Annotated in this window: 18 protein-coding genes; 11 read left to right on the forward strand and 7 right to left on the reverse strand. The window is 45.6% G+C overall.

The window, feature by feature from the left end; translation table 11 throughout:
* Positions 1-86 precede the first annotated feature (86 nt).
* Entirely contained in the window at positions 87-578 is a 492-nt protein-coding gene (gene ribH / locus OGH69_RS15865; RefSeq protein ID WP_265175471.1) for a 6,7-dimethyl-8-ribityllumazine synthase, read from the reverse strand.
* A 2-nt stretch (positions 579-580) separates the two neighbouring features.
* On the reverse strand, positions 581-1,366 hold the full coding sequence (locus tag OGH69_RS15870; RefSeq protein ID WP_265175472.1) for a tetratricopeptide repeat protein: 786 nt from the start codon (positions 1,364-1,366) through the stop codon (positions 581-583).
* A 145-nt stretch (positions 1,367-1,511) separates the two neighbouring features.
* Here OGH69_RS15870 and OGH69_RS15875 point away from each other — a divergent pair, with 145 nt between their 5' ends.
* The 8 genes from OGH69_RS15875 (at position 1,512) to OGH69_RS15910 (ending at position 9,651) form a co-directional block, all read left to right on the forward strand.
* The gene (locus tag OGH69_RS15875; RefSeq protein ID WP_265175473.1) at positions 1,512-2,591 is read left to right on the forward strand and encodes a DNA replication/repair protein RecF; all 1,080 of its coding nucleotides are present in this window, start codon (positions 1,512-1,514) and stop codon (positions 2,589-2,591) included.
* Between the two features lie 62 nt (positions 2,592-2,653).
* Entirely contained in the window at positions 2,654-3,325 is a 672-nt protein-coding gene (locus OGH69_RS15880) for a DUF2461 domain-containing protein (RefSeq protein ID WP_265175474.1), read from the forward strand.
* 135 nt (positions 3,326-3,460) lie between these two features.
* Positions 3,461-4,474, forward strand: coding sequence for a UDP-N-acetylmuramate dehydrogenase (murB, locus tag OGH69_RS15885; protein ID WP_265175475.1), 1,014 nt, complete (start codon positions 3,461-3,463; stop codon positions 4,472-4,474).
* 265 nt (positions 4,475-4,739) lie between these two features.
* On the forward strand, positions 4,740-5,384 hold the full coding sequence (locus OGH69_RS15890; RefSeq protein WP_265175476.1) for a hypothetical protein: 645 nt from the start codon (positions 4,740-4,742) through the stop codon (positions 5,382-5,384).
* Entirely contained in the window at positions 5,381-6,892 is a 1,512-nt protein-coding gene (locus OGH69_RS15895) for a LytTR family transcriptional regulator (RefSeq protein WP_265175477.1), read from the forward strand. The genes OGH69_RS15890 and OGH69_RS15895 overlap by 4 nt, the downstream gene beginning before the upstream one ends.
* 83 nt (positions 6,893-6,975) lie before the next feature.
* A complete protein-coding gene (locus OGH69_RS15900) occupies positions 6,976-8,082 on the forward strand; it encodes a glycosyltransferase (protein ID WP_265175478.1) in 1,107 nt (368 codons plus the stop codon).
* On the forward strand, positions 8,073-8,633 hold the full coding sequence (locus OGH69_RS15905) for an RNA polymerase sigma factor (protein WP_265175479.1): 561 nt from the start codon (positions 8,073-8,075) through the stop codon (positions 8,631-8,633). Before OGH69_RS15900 ends, OGH69_RS15905 begins: the two co-directional genes overlap by 10 nt.
* 181 nt (positions 8,634-8,814) lie before the next feature.
* Positions 8,815-9,651: an energy transducer TonB gene (locus OGH69_RS15910; RefSeq protein WP_265175480.1), complete on the forward strand. Its 837-nt coding sequence runs from the start codon at positions 8,815-8,817 to the stop codon at positions 9,649-9,651.
* A 34-nt stretch (positions 9,652-9,685) separates the two neighbouring features.
* Here the strand turns inward: OGH69_RS15910 and OGH69_RS15915 are convergent, their stop codons facing one another.
* The gene (locus OGH69_RS15915) at positions 9,686-10,156 is read right to left on the reverse strand and encodes a protease complex subunit PrcB family protein (protein WP_265175481.1); all 471 of its coding nucleotides are present in this window, start codon (positions 10,154-10,156) and stop codon (positions 9,686-9,688) included.
* 144 nt (positions 10,157-10,300) lie between these two features.
* Between OGH69_RS15915 and lipA the strand changes: the two genes are divergently transcribed.
* Both lipA and gap read left to right on the forward strand, forming a co-directional pair.
* Positions 10,301-11,191, forward strand: coding sequence for a lipoyl synthase (gene lipA, locus OGH69_RS15920; protein WP_265175482.1), 891 nt, complete (start codon positions 10,301-10,303; stop codon positions 11,189-11,191).
* A 39-nt stretch (positions 11,192-11,230) separates the two neighbouring features.
* Positions 11,231-12,232 (forward strand): type I glyceraldehyde-3-phosphate dehydrogenase, encoded by a 1,002-nt coding sequence (gap, locus tag OGH69_RS15925; protein ID WP_265175483.1) that lies wholly within the window; start codon positions 11,231-11,233, stop codon positions 12,230-12,232.
* Positions 12,233-12,241: 9 nt separating this feature from the next.
* On the opposite strand, the gene OGH69_RS15930 is transcribed toward gap, so the two are convergent.
* From OGH69_RS15930 to lpxK, 4 genes are read right to left on the reverse strand one after another with little or no spacing between them, the layout of a single operon-like run.
* Positions 12,242-12,544: a type II toxin-antitoxin system RelE/ParE family toxin gene (locus tag OGH69_RS15930; RefSeq protein ID WP_265175484.1), complete on the reverse strand. Its 303-nt coding sequence runs from the start codon at positions 12,542-12,544 to the stop codon at positions 12,242-12,244.
* Complete coding sequence (locus tag OGH69_RS15935; RefSeq protein ID WP_265175485.1) at positions 12,532-12,714, reverse strand: hypothetical protein; 183 nt, start codon at positions 12,712-12,714, stop codon at positions 12,532-12,534. The genes OGH69_RS15930 and OGH69_RS15935 overlap by 13 nt, the downstream gene beginning before the upstream one ends.
* Before the next feature lie 36 nt (positions 12,715-12,750).
* Positions 12,751-13,563 (reverse strand): purine-nucleoside phosphorylase, encoded by an 813-nt coding sequence (locus tag OGH69_RS15940; protein ID WP_265175486.1) that lies wholly within the window; start codon positions 13,561-13,563, stop codon positions 12,751-12,753.
* Positions 13,535-14,557, reverse strand: a complete 1,023-nt coding sequence (gene lpxK / locus OGH69_RS15945; protein ID WP_265175487.1) for a tetraacyldisaccharide 4'-kinase — start codon at positions 14,555-14,557, stop codon at positions 13,535-13,537. Before lpxK ends, OGH69_RS15940 begins: the two co-directional genes overlap by 29 nt.
* A 239-nt stretch (positions 14,558-14,796) precedes the next feature.
* On the opposite strand from lpxK, the gene OGH69_RS15950 reads away from it, so the two are divergent.
* A complete protein-coding gene (locus OGH69_RS15950) occupies positions 14,797-15,390 on the forward strand; it encodes a hypothetical protein (RefSeq protein WP_265175488.1) in 594 nt (197 codons plus the stop codon).
* Positions 15,391-15,454 lie beyond the last annotated feature (64 nt).

Consider the following 15,454-nt stretch of genomic DNA (forward strand, 5'->3'; position numbering starts at 1 on the left):
AACATAGTCGCTAAATAATGTTATAATAATAACAATAAAAGCCATTCCTTAATAAGGAATGGCTTTTTATGTATGATTTAAATATTTTACTTAGTTTCTCTCCGCAAATTGGCCATCCTAATGCCTACAATGGCTGCTTCAGTACCTTTATTGCCATGAATGCCCCCACTGCGGTCGATGGCCTGCTGCATGGTGTTATCTGTAAGCACGCAGAATATCACCGGCACATCAGTTAACACATTGAGGTCCTTTATCCCCTGCGACACCGCTTCGCATACAAAATCAAAGTGCTTGGTCTCGCCCTGTATCACGCTGCCTATTGCAATTACAGCATCCACCTGCCGGGTATCAATCATCCTTTTACAGCCGTAAATCAGCTCAAAACTTCCCGGCACCTGCCAGGTAATGATATCATCCTCCCCCGCCCCATTCTCGAGCAAAGCCTCAACAGCGCCTTTATAAAGTCCGCCGGTAATATTTTCGTTCCACTCCGAAACAACAATCCCAAACCGAAAACCTTTCGCGTTTGGGACTGTAGTTTTATCGTAATCTGATAAATTCTTATTTATTGTAGCCATCTTTACTCAGCCATTGCAATGTAAGCATCAATGCTCACACCTTCCGGAGACGTTTCATACTTCTCCTTGATCTCATTAAAATATTTAAGCGCTTCAGCTTTCTTATTCATGCCCACCAAAAGCTGGCCGGCCTTGAACATGAAACGTGGCGTAGTAAGGTTGTTCTCGCTTGCCTTGATTGCTTTTTCATAATATTCCAGTGCAGAGTTATTATCTTTCAGCTGTGCAAAAGCATCGCCTGTGCCACCCAAAGCAAGTGCGCTGAGTATATCGTCTTCGGTCTTGAAATCTTCAAGGTACTGTACTGCCTCTTTGTACTTTCCAGTATTAAGGTAGGCCATGCCCGCAAAGTAATGTGCAAGGTTGGCTGCATCCGTACCGGGGTACGATTCGATGATGCCAAGGAAGCCTTTTTTGCCTTCACCGCCTTTTAATGAAAGGTTGTAAAGCGAGTCGCTTGCAGTCTGCCCGTTTACAGCCTGGTCAAAATACTGCTCGGCCTGGAACATTTCATTCGCTGCATCTTCCTGCTTTGGAGAAACAATGAATTTATCATAGAACATATAACCCACGATGCCCAATGCAATAACGCCAATAACAATGAATATCATCTTTTGGTTTCTTTGCACCCACTCCTCTGTCTTTGAAGCTCCGGCGTCTAATGAATTGAATACTTCAGCGGTAGTACTGTTACCGTCAAAAGTTTCTTCCTGTTCAATAACATTTTCCTCTTTAACTTCCGGTTCAGGTTTTGCAGGTTTATAGCCCCTTTTGTTATATGTTGCCATCTATCTTATTTTAATGAGCCGCAAAAATAAAATTTTTATTGAAATTTAAAATATCTTTTTGTCGTTATTTTTCGATAATTTGCACCTTCTATAAAAATGAGCCTGATAAAACACAAGGTTCTCACAATCAAGGATACGTTTACCGATGTACTTAAAGAATCTCTCGCTGCTCAATTATAAAAATATAACCGAGGCAGATTATGGCTTCGACAGCAAGATCAACTGCTTTACCGGCAGGAACGGTGTGGGCAAAACCAATGTGCTCGATGCCATATACCACCTCGCCTACGGTAAAAGCTACTTCAATCCCCTGGCGCTGCAAAACATAAAGCACGGCGAAGAGTTTTTTGTGATTGACGGGACTTTCGAAAAAGACGGCCGCAGGGAACAGATCGTGTGCAGCCTCAAAAAAGGGCAGAAAAAGGTACTCAAGCGCAATGGAAGGATTTATGACAAATTTTCAGAGCATGTAGGGCTCATACCGCTGGTAATCATCTCCCCTTCGGACAGCGACCTTATTACCGAAGGAAGCGAGACCCGCAGGAAATTCCTGGACAGCGTCATTTCACAACTGGATGCCGCCTATCTCCAGGAGCTCATCAATTACCAGAAAGTCGTCGCGCAACGCAACGCACTGCTCAAGTATTTTGCCCTGAACCATGCTTTTGACCGCGACACCTTATATATATATAACGAACAGCTGGACGTCATGGGGCAGGCGCTTTTTGAAAAACGCAAACAGTTCCTTGAAGATTTTATACCTATATTCAATAAGCACCACCGAGCCATTACCGAGAGCGCTGAAAGCGTAAGCCTCCGTTACGACAGCCACCTGCACGAAAAAAGCCTGGCACAACTGCTGGAAGACAGCCTTCAGCGCGACCGTGTGCTGCAATATACCAGTGTCGGGATCCACAAGGACGACCTGCTGTTTGAAATTGACGGGCATCCCATTAAAAAGTTCGGGTCACAGGGACAGCAGAAGTCTTTTCTCATAGCGCTTAAGCTCGCACAGTTCGAATTCATGAAAAAGCAGGGCGGAATATTACCGATACTCTTGTTTGACGATGTGTTCGATAAGCTGGACGAGACACGCGTGGCCAAGATCGTGAAGATGATCGACGATAAGGTATTCGGGCAGATATTCATTTCCGACACCCATCCGGAACGTACGGAGGCCATAATAAAGCAAACCCACCAGAGCTACAGGATTTTTAATTTATGATTTTCTATTGATTATTGCCCCAACGTTTGTAATTTGGCATTTGAAAATTGGAATTTAGCTTTATGATACAAGACTCTACCTTCGATTTCCTCACCGACCTGAAGAACAATAACCACAGGGAATGGTTCCAGGCCAACCAAAAAAGATATGATGCCTACAAGAAGGAATACCGGCAGCTTACCGAAGCCTTTATTGCCGAAATGAGCAAGGGCGACGAGAGCCTCAGCCAGCTGGAATTCAAGGATTGTTCTTTCCGCATCAACCGGGACATCCGTTTTTCCAAGGATAAATCGCCATACAAGACCAACATGGGCATCTGGATGAGCGCGGGTTCTAAAAACACCAACCTCGCAGGCTATTACGTACATATAGAAAAGGGTGCGTCGTTCATAGCGGCGGGGATACACTGGCCGGATGCTGCCGACCTGAAAAAAGTCAGGCGGGAGATTGACGGCTTTCACGAAGACCTGGAAGCTATAGTAGACGACCCCGAATTCAAAAAATTGTACGGTGTACTGGATCGCGATGAGAACAATTCGCTAAAAACGATGCCCAAAGGCTTTGATAAAGACCATCCTGCCATAGAATTCCTTAAGCTGAAATCTTTTACTGCAACAGCAAAGCTGGACGACAAGGACATTAGGGATAAGGACTTTGTAAAAAAGACATCAAAGAAACTATTGACATTAAAACCATTGGTTGAATTTTTAAACCGTGCGCTCACTACAGAATAAATTTTAGCCACCAATTTCACAAATTCTACTAATTTCCGGCTGTTGGAACTAAGCCCGGCAGACAATTGGCGAAATTCGTGAAATTCGTGGCCAAAAGAACTCCAAAACCTTACTTTTGCATTTCAAATCACAGCCATGGAAATCATTTCAAATTATCCGCTTAAAGACCTTAATACATTCGGAATCAGTGCGTATGCAAAAGAATTTGTACAGGTAACCACTATCGCCGGACTTGCCGAAACGCTTCGTGAGAACACAGGCAAAAAACTTTTTATCCTTGGCGGCGGAAGCAACATGCTGTTAACCAGGGATATTGATGCCCTTGTAATTCAAATAGGGCTTAAAGGCAAGGAAGTGGTTTGGGAAGATGAGGAACATGTGCATATAAAATCCATGGCAGGCGAAAACTGGCATGAGTTTGTACTCTACTGCATCGATAAAGGCTACGGCGGCATTGAGAACCTGTCACTCATACCCGGCAATGTAGGCACCACCCCAATACAGAACATCGGCGCATACGGCATCGAAATCAAAGACATATTTGTTTCCTGCGAAGCCATGGAAATCGCAACACAGCAAGTGCGGACATTCACCAAAGAGGAATGTGAATTTGCGTACCGCGAGAGTATTTTCAAAGGCCCCCTTAAAAACAGGTACATTATCACCTCGGTCACCTTCCGGCTTACAAAGGTGCATCATAAAATAAACACTTCGTATGGGGACATAGCTGCCGAACTGGCAAAGCAGGGCATTACAGTACCAACCATAAAAGATGTAAGCAATGCGGTAACAGCCATTCGCCAAAGCAAGCTACCTGACCCGAAAGAGTTAGGCAACAGCGGCAGTTTTTTCAAAAACCCGGTTATCACTGCGGAAGAATTTGAAAAAGCATACCTTCAGCACCCCCAAATGCCCCATTACACAGTATCGGATACGATGGTAAAAGTACCGGCAGGCTGGCTTATAGAACAGAGCGGCTTTAAAGGCAAACGATTTGGTGATGCCGGTGTCCATGCCAAGCAGGCTTTGGTTATAGTAAATTATGGCAATGCAACGGGACAGGAACTGCTCGAACTTTCTAAGAAAATTCAGGAAACCGTATTTAAAAATTTCGGCATAAATATCGAAGCCGAAGTCAACATAATTTAAGCTGCGGTAAAGCATCTGAAACAGTTTATTATGCCTTTTGCTTTTTTGGCCTGCAAAAAAGTAAAAGGCATAATTTTTATCCTTACATTTAAAATGTTAATTCTGAATAAAAAGAAAACTGCATTTCACGTCGTTTTTTATGCATTTCACGACATTTTTTTTCTTAATGTGTGAATTTGTTGTTGTTTTGGAGTATGAAAATCAGCCGACTGCCACCAAAGGCTGCTTTCAAACCAACCACCAATTATAACCTAAAACTAACACTATGAAACTACGTTACCTTTTACCGTTTTACGTCCTCCTGATAACGGTATCTTTATGCTGCCGTAAAATATCAAGTGACAAAGAAGAAAAAGCTAAAGAAGAAAAACAGGAAACCGTAAAATCCATGGCCGCTACCGCAAGCCAGCCGATAACGGGCACACTTACACTTGACAATGCTACAGGGATGATTTATGCCAACCTTACGATTAATGTCCCAAATGCCGACTTTAAATCTGACAATGATTTCATGGTACTGGAAACAACTTCAAAATACAAAGGCATTTCCTTCCGCTATCATGATGATGAAAAAAACTCTGATGACGACGGCAACGGCACCGTACCGATGGCAGTGAGCTTTAGCTTTAAAAACGACAACAGATGGGCAGAAAATGACTCCATTAGGGTGATGAGCTTTAACGATGAGGACCACAACATTTTTACCGGCCTGAAGCCTTATTTCGAAGAGCGTATGGAATATTTCAAAAATTCAACTACCACCTACTCTGCGCTGCTGCTTTTCAATGAGGACTGGAACATTGCCAACCCAACCAATCCGGTAGTGCCGGGTGATAAGTCAACGAAGAAGAATTTCCTCCCGAGGATAACCCGGGATGACAGCATACTCATGCTTACTGTTAAAAAATGAAAAAAATCCTGATTTTTCTTTTGCTGGCCGGGCCGGCACTCTACGCACAAAAGCTCGACGCGTGGCTAACCCGTGAAGCCGAAGAAGACCCGCAGGCATATTTGGCGAAAGCCTCTAAAAAAAATCCGGCCACCCCTGCAGAGGCGGCCGGAAACCTTTTTGTGCTGGGCAGGTGCTATGCCAACCTCAACCAGGAGGACCTGGCGCTGAAATATTACCTGCTTTCAAAAACAGCGTTTGAAAAGCTAAAGCTTTATGAACCTGCCAAAGACCTCGCACTTGAAATACACAATGTGATTTCATCGCAGGAGAACTACGATAAATACGGAAACTGTTTCCTTGACGAATACTACAGGTATGCCAAAGAAACAGGCTCCAAGGAAAGACTGGCAAATTCGTTTAACGAATTTGGGAAGAATGCTTATTTCCAGTTTGACCCCGACAGTAAAAAAGGCACTGCCGTACTGGACAGTGCAAAGGCAATATACATGAAAGGGCTGTTTTATGCAGCACAGGCCGAGAATACCACTACAAAAATCAAGCTGTACACCAACCTTGGCGCCCTGGAAACGACAAAAGGCAATTTTACCATTGCCCGGCAAAACTTTGACAAGGCCCGTGAACTGGTAATGGAAACAGGTGATAAATTTGCCTTATTCACAAATTATTTCAATTACGGGAACAGCCTGCTTTTGGAAAAAAGATATGCTGAAGCCCTGATATGGTTCCAAAAAGCGGAGCTGGTCCCTGTTCCAAAATTCAGGGAAAAAGGAAAGCGGCTGCTTTATAAAAAGATGGCAGAATCGTTTGATGCCCTTAACGACCAGCCCAACCGCCGCAAATACCAGCAACTATATCTGGACCTGGACCACAGGATTAAAGATGAAGAGCAAAATCTTGCCATACACGACATCAATGTAAAATACCAGGTAGAGGAAAAGGACAGGCAAATATCGGCGCTGGAGCAGTTTAAGGACAAATTTTATAAGAACCGGCTTATTTTTGGCATACTGCTGTTCATGGTGTTCCTGCTGGCGCTCTACTCCTTCGTACGATGGAAGAAGCTCGACCATCACAAACGGAAGCTGGAAGTTGAAAACGAGAAGATTTTGGCAGAAAAAGAAGAAATCCTTGCAGAGAAAGAAGAAATACAGGCAGAAAAAGAGGAGATTACGGAGATTCACAGCAAGACCGTAGAAGAGCTCGAAAAAGTAAAAGGCATTGTTACTGAAGGCTTTATAGTTTTAAAAGATAAAACCAAGCTATACCTGAACGACCTGATGTATATTAAGTCCGACGACCACTACCTGCACGCCTTTAGCAATGACGGGAAAAGCCACTTTGTACGCGGCAAGCTCTCGCAAATACTTGAAGAGCTGCCTCCTAATTTTGTAAAGCCGCATCGCTCTTACATTGTGAATACAAACTACATCCAGTCCGTACAAATGGGTTCGCTTACACTGAAAAATAAGGAGGAACTCCCGACTTCAAGAGGCTTTAAATTATAATTTGCCTTTTTGCAGATATATTTGTTTTCGCCGGCTTATAAATTAACCGTTTTCACTAATTTTGCCGCAAAATTGTAAGCCTGATGCTCAACATTATTTTTTACGTTTTCGTGGCTGTTACGGCACTCCAACTTCTCTATTATTTGGGGATGTTAGGGAAATTCGCATTTGCCAAAGCACAAACTTCTACACCCAAACGCATACCGGTATCGGTAATTGTGTGTGCCAAGAACGAGGCCGAAAAGGTAAAGAAATTCGTGCCCTTGCTCGCCGCACAGGATTATCCTGATTTTGAGATCGTACTCATAGACGATGCCTCCAGCGACGAAACCCTCGACATATTTGAGGAGTTTGAAAAGCAATACCCAAACATCAGGCTGGTTAAGGTAGCCAATAATGAAGCGTTTTGGGGCAATAAAAAATATGCGCTTACACTGGGAATCAAGGCTGCAACCAAAGAATACCTTCTTTTTACCGATGCCGGCTGCTACCCTGCCTCTAAAGACTGGATCGCGCAGATGAGCTCGCAGTTTACTCTGAAAAAGACTATCGTGCTGGGCTATGGCGCCTATGAAAAGATAAAGGGCTCATTCCTGAACAAGATCATCCGCTTCGATGCCATGCTTTCGGCGGCACACTACTTTTCGTGGGCAAAAGCTGCAAGGCCGTATACGGGCGAATCGCGCAACCTTGCCTATAAAAGAGAGGAGTTTTTCAAGATAAACGGTTTTGTAGACCACATGAACCTTCGCACAGGTGAGGATGCCTTGTTCATCAACCAGGCTTCCAACAAAAACAACACGACCATTTGCTTTTCACCCGAAAGCTTCACGTATTGCGAAGCCAGGCAAACCTACAAATCGTGGCGCATGCAAAAGCGAAGGGAGGTATTTACGGTAGCGTGGTTCCGCCCTTTTGACAAAATGCACATACGTTTTTTCCATATATCGCAGTTGGCATTCATAGTACTTGCCATACTACTTTTTGCACTGCAGTACAACTGGATGATGGTGGCGCCTGTTGTAGCCGTTCGCTATCTTTGCACATGGCTGGTGATTGGCTACAGCGCATCCAAACTGCGTGAAAAAGATACCGCATGGTGGTATCCGGCTATTGAAATTATCCTTATCTTCACACAGGTGAACGTTTTCCTGACAAACATTTTTTCAAAACCTGTGCATTGGAAGTAAATCCGGCAATCCAGCAAAATATCGAAAGGGCAAAAAAGGGCGACCAGGCTGCCTTTACCTTCCTTTTAGACCGCTATTGGAACGAGGTCTACGGCTTTATGCTCAAACGCACCCAAAACGAAACCGATACCGAGGATATTGCCATCGAAACCTTTGTTAAGGCCTTCGACCGCATTGCGACTTATAATCCCGAGTATGCTTTTAATACCTGGCTGATAGCAATTGCCAAGAATGTGCATATCGACCTGTTGCGCAAAAAGAAATCGGCACATACCATCGAGATAACCGATGAGGAGGACCGCCAGGCCTTCCGTGTGCCCGACACTTCCCCAACGGTGGAAGACCGACTCATCACCGAGCAAAATCTCTCCAGCCTGCTCAACTGCATTAAACAGCTGAAACCCCAATACCAGGAAGTGATACAGCTGCGCTATTTCCAGGAGCTCAGCTACCAGGAAATTGCCGACCAGTTGGGGGAACCCCTCAATAACGTAAAGGTAAAGCTGCTGCGCGCCAAAAAATTGCTGGCAGAAATCATTTCTAAAAAGTAGTTTTTGAGATACTGAGGTATTAAGGTGCTGAGGTGCTGATCAACTGAACTGCTAAGAAACTAAGGTACTCAGTACCTAAGCCCCTTCCTCCACAAACATTTATGATTTTCTTTGCAATATACTGAAACACTATATCGTTTTAGTGGTATAATCTGTTTTCAAACCAAAAATCACCACTATTATGTCAAAAGTAAATGTATTCGACCACGGATGGATCGACCTCGTTTTTGAAGGCCGCAACCATGAGTATGGCGCCTACCAGCTGCGCAAACAGGATTCAAGGACTACCCTGCTGGCCCTTCTTTCGGGCATTGGGCTAATGGCCGCTATTGTTGCCGTACCAATGGCAATAAATTATTTTAGAACTGTTCCTATTGACATCCCTGCAGTACCAGAACTTCCTCCCATGACCGACGAGGTTTACAGGGTTATAGAACTTCCTAAAAAAGCCGACCCGGTAATTCCTGAAACTCCGGCCGCTGCCGCTCCAGCAAAAAATACGGCAACCACAAAATTCCCTCCACCGGTAGCCTCAAGTGACCCGATTGTTGAAACGCCGCCCAAAACCGATGATTTTGTAAACTCCGATCCGGGGAGCATTACTTCGGCAGGTGAAACAGTCGGCACCCCTCTTGGCAATCCGAAGGGAACCGGCCCGGCAGAAAGCACAGGAACCGGAACCGGCACTGAAACAGGCACCGGACTTGAAACACTGGCAACTGTAGACAAAATGCCCGGTTTTCCCGGTGGCATGGAAGCTTTTTACGAGCAGGTAGGCCGCAGGTACAGGGTGCCCGAACTGGATATGTCGCGCACCTTCAAAGTATATGTATCGTTCATTGTGGAAACTGACGGTACGATGAGCGATATTAAGGTAGCCCGCGATCCCGGGCATGGACTGGGCGCTGAAGCCATACGGGTCTTAAAATCGATAAAGACCAAGTGGACACCCGGCAAGAAAAAAGGCAAGTCGGTACGGACGGCTTACAGCCTGCCCATAACGGTTAATGTAAAATAAAACCAAAGGCCCTTTGCGGGCCTTTTTTTTTTACTTATTCAAATACAACCGGCAAATCGGAAACAGGTATCTTTACGATATGAAAGGGCTGTGTGATTACAGTAGCACCGGCACCGGGCCCGCCCTCCGAGCGCTCTACATCCACTACTATGCGGTCGCGGTCATTGGAGACCGATACCACATCAATGGAATAGCCGCCATACATACGCACCTCATCGATTACCGCGATTACCCTGTAAAGCGAAAAATCGATCTCCGTTTCGGCAAAACCGGATGTATACTGGTTGAACTGGTCCATTTGCGCTTTCAGCGTGTTCCAGTCTTCAGCGTTATCAATCACCAGGTTGGCCTCAGGAACATTTTCAGCACCCATCATCTCATTCTTCCCGATTTGGGTAAATTCAACCGCAACGGGGCCATCATTAGTAGCGAGCAGCTCGCTTTCTTCGCTTTGGCATCCAAAAAGAGATAGGCCAAGAGCCATTGTCAAAATAATTCTTTTCATAGCATTGAAAATTAGTTGGTTAATATTCAGCTAATTTAACAAAAAACAAGACTACTATGCAATTTATTAAACATTTTGCCACAATGGCGGTTTGTGCAGCGATTATTCAAATAAACCGTATCTTTGCGGCGTAATGTTTTTACCATGGAAACAGTTTTAGATACCGCACGACCTGTAGCCGCAAACGGCCAGCTGACACCCAAGCCCAAATGGCTTCGCGTAAAGCTCCCTACAGGCCAGAAATATACCGAACTCCGCGGGCTTGTTGACAAATACAAGCTGCACACCATCTGCACCTCCGGCAGCTGCCCGAACATGGGCGAATGCTGGGGCGAGGGCACCGCAACCTTTATGATACTGGGAAACATCTGTACCCGTTCCTGCGGCTTTTGCGGCGTAAAAACCGGAAGGCCCGAAACAGTGGACTGGGATGAGCCGGAAAAAGTAGCCCGTTCCATAAAGCTCATGAACATCAAGCATGCCGTAATTACCAGCGTTGACCGCGATGACCTGAAAGACGGCGGCTCAATAATCTGGGGCGAAACGGTGAAGGCCATCCGCAGGATGAACCCCAACACCACCCTTGAAACCCTGATACCCGACTTCCAGGGTATAGAGCGCAACATAGACCGCATCATTGCTGTAGCTCCCGAAGTGGTTTCGCACAACATGGAAACCGTGAAAAGGCTCACCCGCGAGGTGCGCATACAAGCAAAATACGAGCGCAGCCTTGAGGTATTGCGTTACCTGAAGGACAACGGCATCAACCGTACCAAGTCGGGCATCATGCTTGGCCTGGGCGAAACGGAAGAAGAAGTGCTGCAAACCATGCACGACCTGCGCGCCGTAAACCTCGACGTGCTTACCATTGGCCAGTACCTGCAGCCGAGCAAAAAGCACCTGCCGGTTAAGGAATTCATCACTCCCGGGCAATTCGAAAAATATGAGAAGATAGGGCTTGAGCTTGGATTCCGCCATGTGGAAAGCGGGGCTTTGGTACGCTCATCGTATAAGGCGCAGAAGCATATTCTTTAAAAAGTTTAAAGTTGACGGTTCACGGTTGACAGTTTAGAAATGAAAAAAACCAAAATAGCCATTAACGGTTTCGGGCGTATAGGCCGCAACCTTTTCAGGCTTTTGCTAGATCACCCATCCATAGAGGTAGTTGCCATCAATGACATTGCCGACAGCCGAACCATGGCACACCTGCTTAAATATGACAGCATACACGGCATACTCCCATACGAGGTTTCGCATACCGACAATACACTGGTGGTGGACGGCAAATCGTACAGCTATTTCAGCAAAAAGAACGCCGAGGACCTTGACTGGGCTGCTTTGGGGATTGACATCGTAGTAGAATCTACCGGCAAATTCAAGACCCTTGAGGATGCCGAAAAGCATATTACGGCCGGGGCAAAAAGGGTAATACTCTCCGCGCCGCCGGAAGACGACCGCATAAAAACCGTAGTCCTTGGCGTGAACGGGCACATACTTGACGGTTCGGAAAGCGTAATATCCAACGCGAGCTGCACCACCAACAATGCCGCACCGATGATGAAAGTAATCAACGAGCTTTGCGGGATTGAGCAGGCTTACATTACTACAGTACACTCGTATACCACCGACCAAAGCCTGCACGACCAGCCGCATAAGGACCTTCGCAGGGCAAGGGCTGCTTCGCAGTCGATCGTCCCTACCACTACCGGTGCCGCTAAGGCACTCACTAAGATATTTCCTGAATTTGTGGGTAAAATAGGCGGCGGCGGGATACGCGTACCGGTGCCGGACGGTTCGCTCACCGACATTACCTGCTATGTAAAGCGCGAGGTGTCTATCGAAGAGATCAATGCTGCCTTTAAAACTGCCGCCGAAGGCGAACTGAAAGGCATCCTGGCCTATACCGAGGACCCGATCGTATCGGTAGATATCATCGGCAACCGCAATTCCTGCCTGTTTGATGCCCAGCTAACCTCTGTCATCGACAAAATGGTCAAGGTTGTAGGCTGGTATGATAACGAAATTGGCTATTCGTCAAGGATAATTGATTTGATTGGGTATTGGAGAGTAAGGTGAATGGGATAATTACCTGAATCGTTTGTTATTAATAATTAATCTGCTACTATGATGTACCGATAAAATATCTACGGCTTGTTCAGAGAATATGCGATATATTATCCGGTAATTCCCTAAAACTATCTCGCGGATATTTTTGTCGTTTAATTCCGGGACAATCCTTCCGGAATAAGGAAACTCTTCCAGAACTTCTGTTTCCTCAAAAAAACGCTCAACCTGAATCCCGGCATACTTTTCAGAATCTTCTGCAATAAATTCAGCAATCCCATCAATATCAGATAAGGCTGAATCAGTCCACCTTATTTCAGCCATTTTTTCAGTCTTTCTTTAGCTTCAGCGGTAGACACTACCTGCCCGGCATTAGATTGCTCTAAGCCAAGCTCTATTTTTTGCAATAACAAAATCCTGTCAAATAAGTCATCTACGGAAAATGTGTTAGGCATATCCCTCATTGCTTCAATAATCTTCTCTTTGGTCAACATAACAGTTCTTTTCTTTACTCAAAAATACGAAATATTTTAATACCTCACTATCAGTTCTTTTATCAGCGCGCGTACTTTAGGTTCGGCATTTTTGGCCGCCATCAGCACCTCGTCGTGGCTTACAGCATCGATGGTCCCTTCCTCGCCCATGTCGGTAATGACTGATATACCGAATACCTCCATGTCCATGTGTCGTGCCACGATCACTTCGGGAACGGTTGACATACCCACACAGTCGGCACCCAGTATCTTCACCATGCGGTATTCCGAAAGTGTTTCGAAGGTTGGCCCCTGCAGCCCGAGATAAATGCCATCCTTTACATCAACACCCTGCGCTCTGGCAATTTCCTTAGCCTTACTGATCATTTTTCGGCTGTACGGCTCGCCCATATTCACAAAGCGTGGCCCGAAGCGCTCATCATTTTTTCCTCTCAGGGGGTGCTCCGGCATCATGTTGATGTGGTCGTATATGATTACGATATCGCCTACCCTGTAAAAAGAATTCACCCCGCCCGAGGCATTGGAAACAATCAGTTTTTCCACCCCAAGGCATTTCATCACACGCACCGGAAAGGTAACCTCCTGCATGCTGTAGCCTTCGTAATAATGAAAGCGTCCCTGCATGGCCACAACGGTTTGCCCGCCTATCTTTCCGAAAATAAGCGCGCCCTTATGCCCTTCCACGGTCGAAACCGGAAAGTTAGGTATCTCATTGTAAGGCAGTGTAAATTCAATTTCAATGTCATCGGCAAAGCCACCCAGGCCGGAGCCTAAAATGACGCCGTATTTCGGCGCGAAGTCAGTTTTGTCTTTGATGTACTTAACGGTTTGCTGTACTTGTTCCCACATAATCGAGTATCGTTTTATCAAAATCATCGCCTCCGGACAGGAAACGGCTCCTTATGGGCAGGTAAAAAAGCTGCTCTTTAGGCAGCCTGCCTTTTAGCCGTACAAAATCCTTCTCGGTGGTGATGATCATTTTTTGGTTAGCTTGCTGGTTTATTTCTTCAATATCTTTATCTGTAAAATCATGGTGGTCGGGAAAGGTAAGCACAATGTCGCCCTCTTCACTCAAATGATCAAAGAACGGCTTCGGCTTGGCGATACCTGCTACGAGTACTTTCGGGTTGCCTTTTATTGCAGTAATGTCCCTGTGTCCTTCTTCAGAATGCACCTCCATATCGTAGTCGATATGCGTAAAATACACCTTTTGCCCGGGCTGTGCCTTTAACTTTGCCCTTATTTTTACCTGTTCACTTTGCGATAATTCCGGCGGGCACTTGGTTACAATGATAACATCGGCCCTTTTGGCCCCACTTCTCCCCTCACGCAGGTTTCCGGCAGGCAGGATGAAGTCGTCGGCATACAGGTCGCCATACGCGGTAAGCAGTATATAAAAACCGGCCTTTACCCTGCGGTGCTGGTACGCATCGTCAAGAAGGATCACTTCAGGCCGTGGTGAAAGCGACAACAGCTGCCCTATGCCGTTTTTACGGTCGGCATCTACTGCCACACGGATATTCGGGAATTTGGAATGGAACTGGTAGGGCTCATCGCCAAGGATGGCGGCATTGGCTGAATCACCGGCAAGCACATAGCCTTTTGACTTCCTTTTGTAGCCCCTGCTCAGGGTTGCCACCCGGTACCGTCCCGAAAGAAGCCGGATAAGGTATTCCGTTTGGGGTGTTTTTCCCGTACCGCCCGTACTGAGGTTGCCGATGGCAATTACGGGGACATCAAAGGTGTAAGAGGTAAAAAGCCCTTTGTCATAAAAATGATTCCTAATGGCAGTAACTGCCCAATACAGCCATGAAAACGGGAATAAAATTTTTCGCAAATCCATACTACGAAGATACGGTTTTCGGGACATCAAAGCATAAAAAATGGATTTGCATTACGTACAGACTTACATTTTTACAAACGATTTGAGATTAAAACCGCTAAAAACGCAATTCGGAGCAGCCTATACAAATAATAACAATTTTTATTCAATAAAAAACAATGTTTAACGTTATTATTTTAGGTTTTTAGAAACTTTTTTCATTTTTTTGCTCCACGCAAAACTATTAATGTTTATAACCAATGAAAAAACTAATACTCTCAATAGCCATTCTGGCAGTAATGACTTTCGTAGCCTGCTCGGAGGACGAAAAAGACTATACGCCCAACTACATAGGCTGTACGCATTGCGCAATTCCGGAGGAAGAAGGCTATGAGGTATGTGTTGACGAAAGCGGCAACGCGTTTGTTGGTAATGCCGATACCGGGATTCCTTTAGAGCAATATTTCGACCTATTTTGCGACAACGAGCCTAATATTGAAGGCCAGGAGCCTGTGTACACCGATTGCGTATTGTGCATATCTGAGGAGCACCCTGATGGTTTGAAAACCTGTAAAGGCTCTAATGGCAATGCCTTTACCTTTGTAGGCACTACCGGTACAGATACGCAATTTCCTTATGCTGAATATCTGGCAGCCATGTGCGACAGCACGGCAGAAATTCCTGAAGAGCCTGTTGAACTTACGAATTGTGTGGACTGTGAAGCCGCAGGAGTGTCTATGGGCGAAGTATGCAAGGGGCCAAACGGCCATGCCTACCTGGAGGGTACAGATACCGGTATGAGCTACAGCCAGTACATCAACTCAATCGAGGCTGCCGGCGGAAACTGCAACTAATCCCCGGATTTGAAAATATACTATAAACCGCTCTTTTAAGGGCGGTTTTTTTTTGAATTGGCTT

Origin of the sequence: Flavobacterium sp. MFBS3-15, assembly GCF_026107645.2 — a bacterium.
In the GTDB taxonomy this organism is placed as follows: domain Bacteria; phylum Bacteroidota; class Bacteroidia; order Flavobacteriales; family Flavobacteriaceae; genus Flavobacterium.

Coding starts and splice junctions, on each gene's coding strand:
- ribH (WP_265175471.1), bottom strand. CDS start 578: ATGGCTACAATAAATAAGAATTTATCAGATTACGATAAAACTACAGTC.
- OGH69_RS15870 (WP_265175472.1), bottom strand. CDS start 1,366: ATGGCAACATATAACAAAAGGGGCTATAAACCTGCAAAACCTGAACCG.
- OGH69_RS15875 (WP_265175473.1), top strand. CDS start 1,512: ATGTACTTAAAGAATCTCTCGCTGCTCAATTATAAAAATATAACCGAG.
- OGH69_RS15880 (WP_265175474.1), top strand. CDS start 2,654: ATGATACAAGACTCTACCTTCGATTTCCTCACCGACCTGAAGAACAAT.
- murB (WP_265175475.1), top strand. CDS start 3,461: ATGGAAATCATTTCAAATTATCCGCTTAAAGACCTTAATACATTCGGA.
- OGH69_RS15890 (WP_265175476.1), top strand. CDS start 4,740: ATGAAACTACGTTACCTTTTACCGTTTTACGTCCTCCTGATAACGGTA.
- OGH69_RS15895 (WP_265175477.1), top strand. CDS start 5,381: ATGAAAAAAATCCTGATTTTTCTTTTGCTGGCCGGGCCGGCACTCTAC.
- OGH69_RS15900 (WP_265175478.1), top strand. CDS start 6,976: ATGCTCAACATTATTTTTTACGTTTTCGTGGCTGTTACGGCACTCCAA.
- OGH69_RS15910 (WP_265175480.1), top strand. CDS start 8,815: ATGTCAAAAGTAAATGTATTCGACCACGGATGGATCGACCTCGTTTTT.
- OGH69_RS15915 (WP_265175481.1), bottom strand. CDS start 10,156: ATGAAAAGAATTATTTTGACAATGGCTCTTGGCCTATCTCTTTTTGGA.
- lipA (WP_265175482.1), top strand. CDS start 10,301: ATGGAAACAGTTTTAGATACCGCACGACCTGTAGCCGCAAACGGCCAG.
- gap (WP_265175483.1), top strand. CDS start 11,231: ATGAAAAAAACCAAAATAGCCATTAACGGTTTCGGGCGTATAGGCCGC.
- OGH69_RS15930 (WP_265175484.1), bottom strand. CDS start 12,544: ATGGCTGAAATAAGGTGGACTGATTCAGCCTTATCTGATATTGATGGG.
- OGH69_RS15935 (WP_265175485.1), bottom strand. CDS start 12,714: ATGTTGACCAAAGAGAAGATTATTGAAGCAATGAGGGATATGCCTAAC.
- OGH69_RS15940 (WP_265175486.1), bottom strand. CDS start 13,563: ATGTGGGAACAAGTACAGCAAACCGTTAAGTACATCAAAGACAAAACT.
- lpxK (WP_265175487.1), bottom strand. CDS start 14,557: ATGGATTTGCGAAAAATTTTATTCCCGTTTTCATGGCTGTATTGGGCA.
- OGH69_RS15950 (WP_265175488.1), top strand. CDS start 14,797: ATGAAAAAACTAATACTCTCAATAGCCATTCTGGCAGTAATGACTTTC.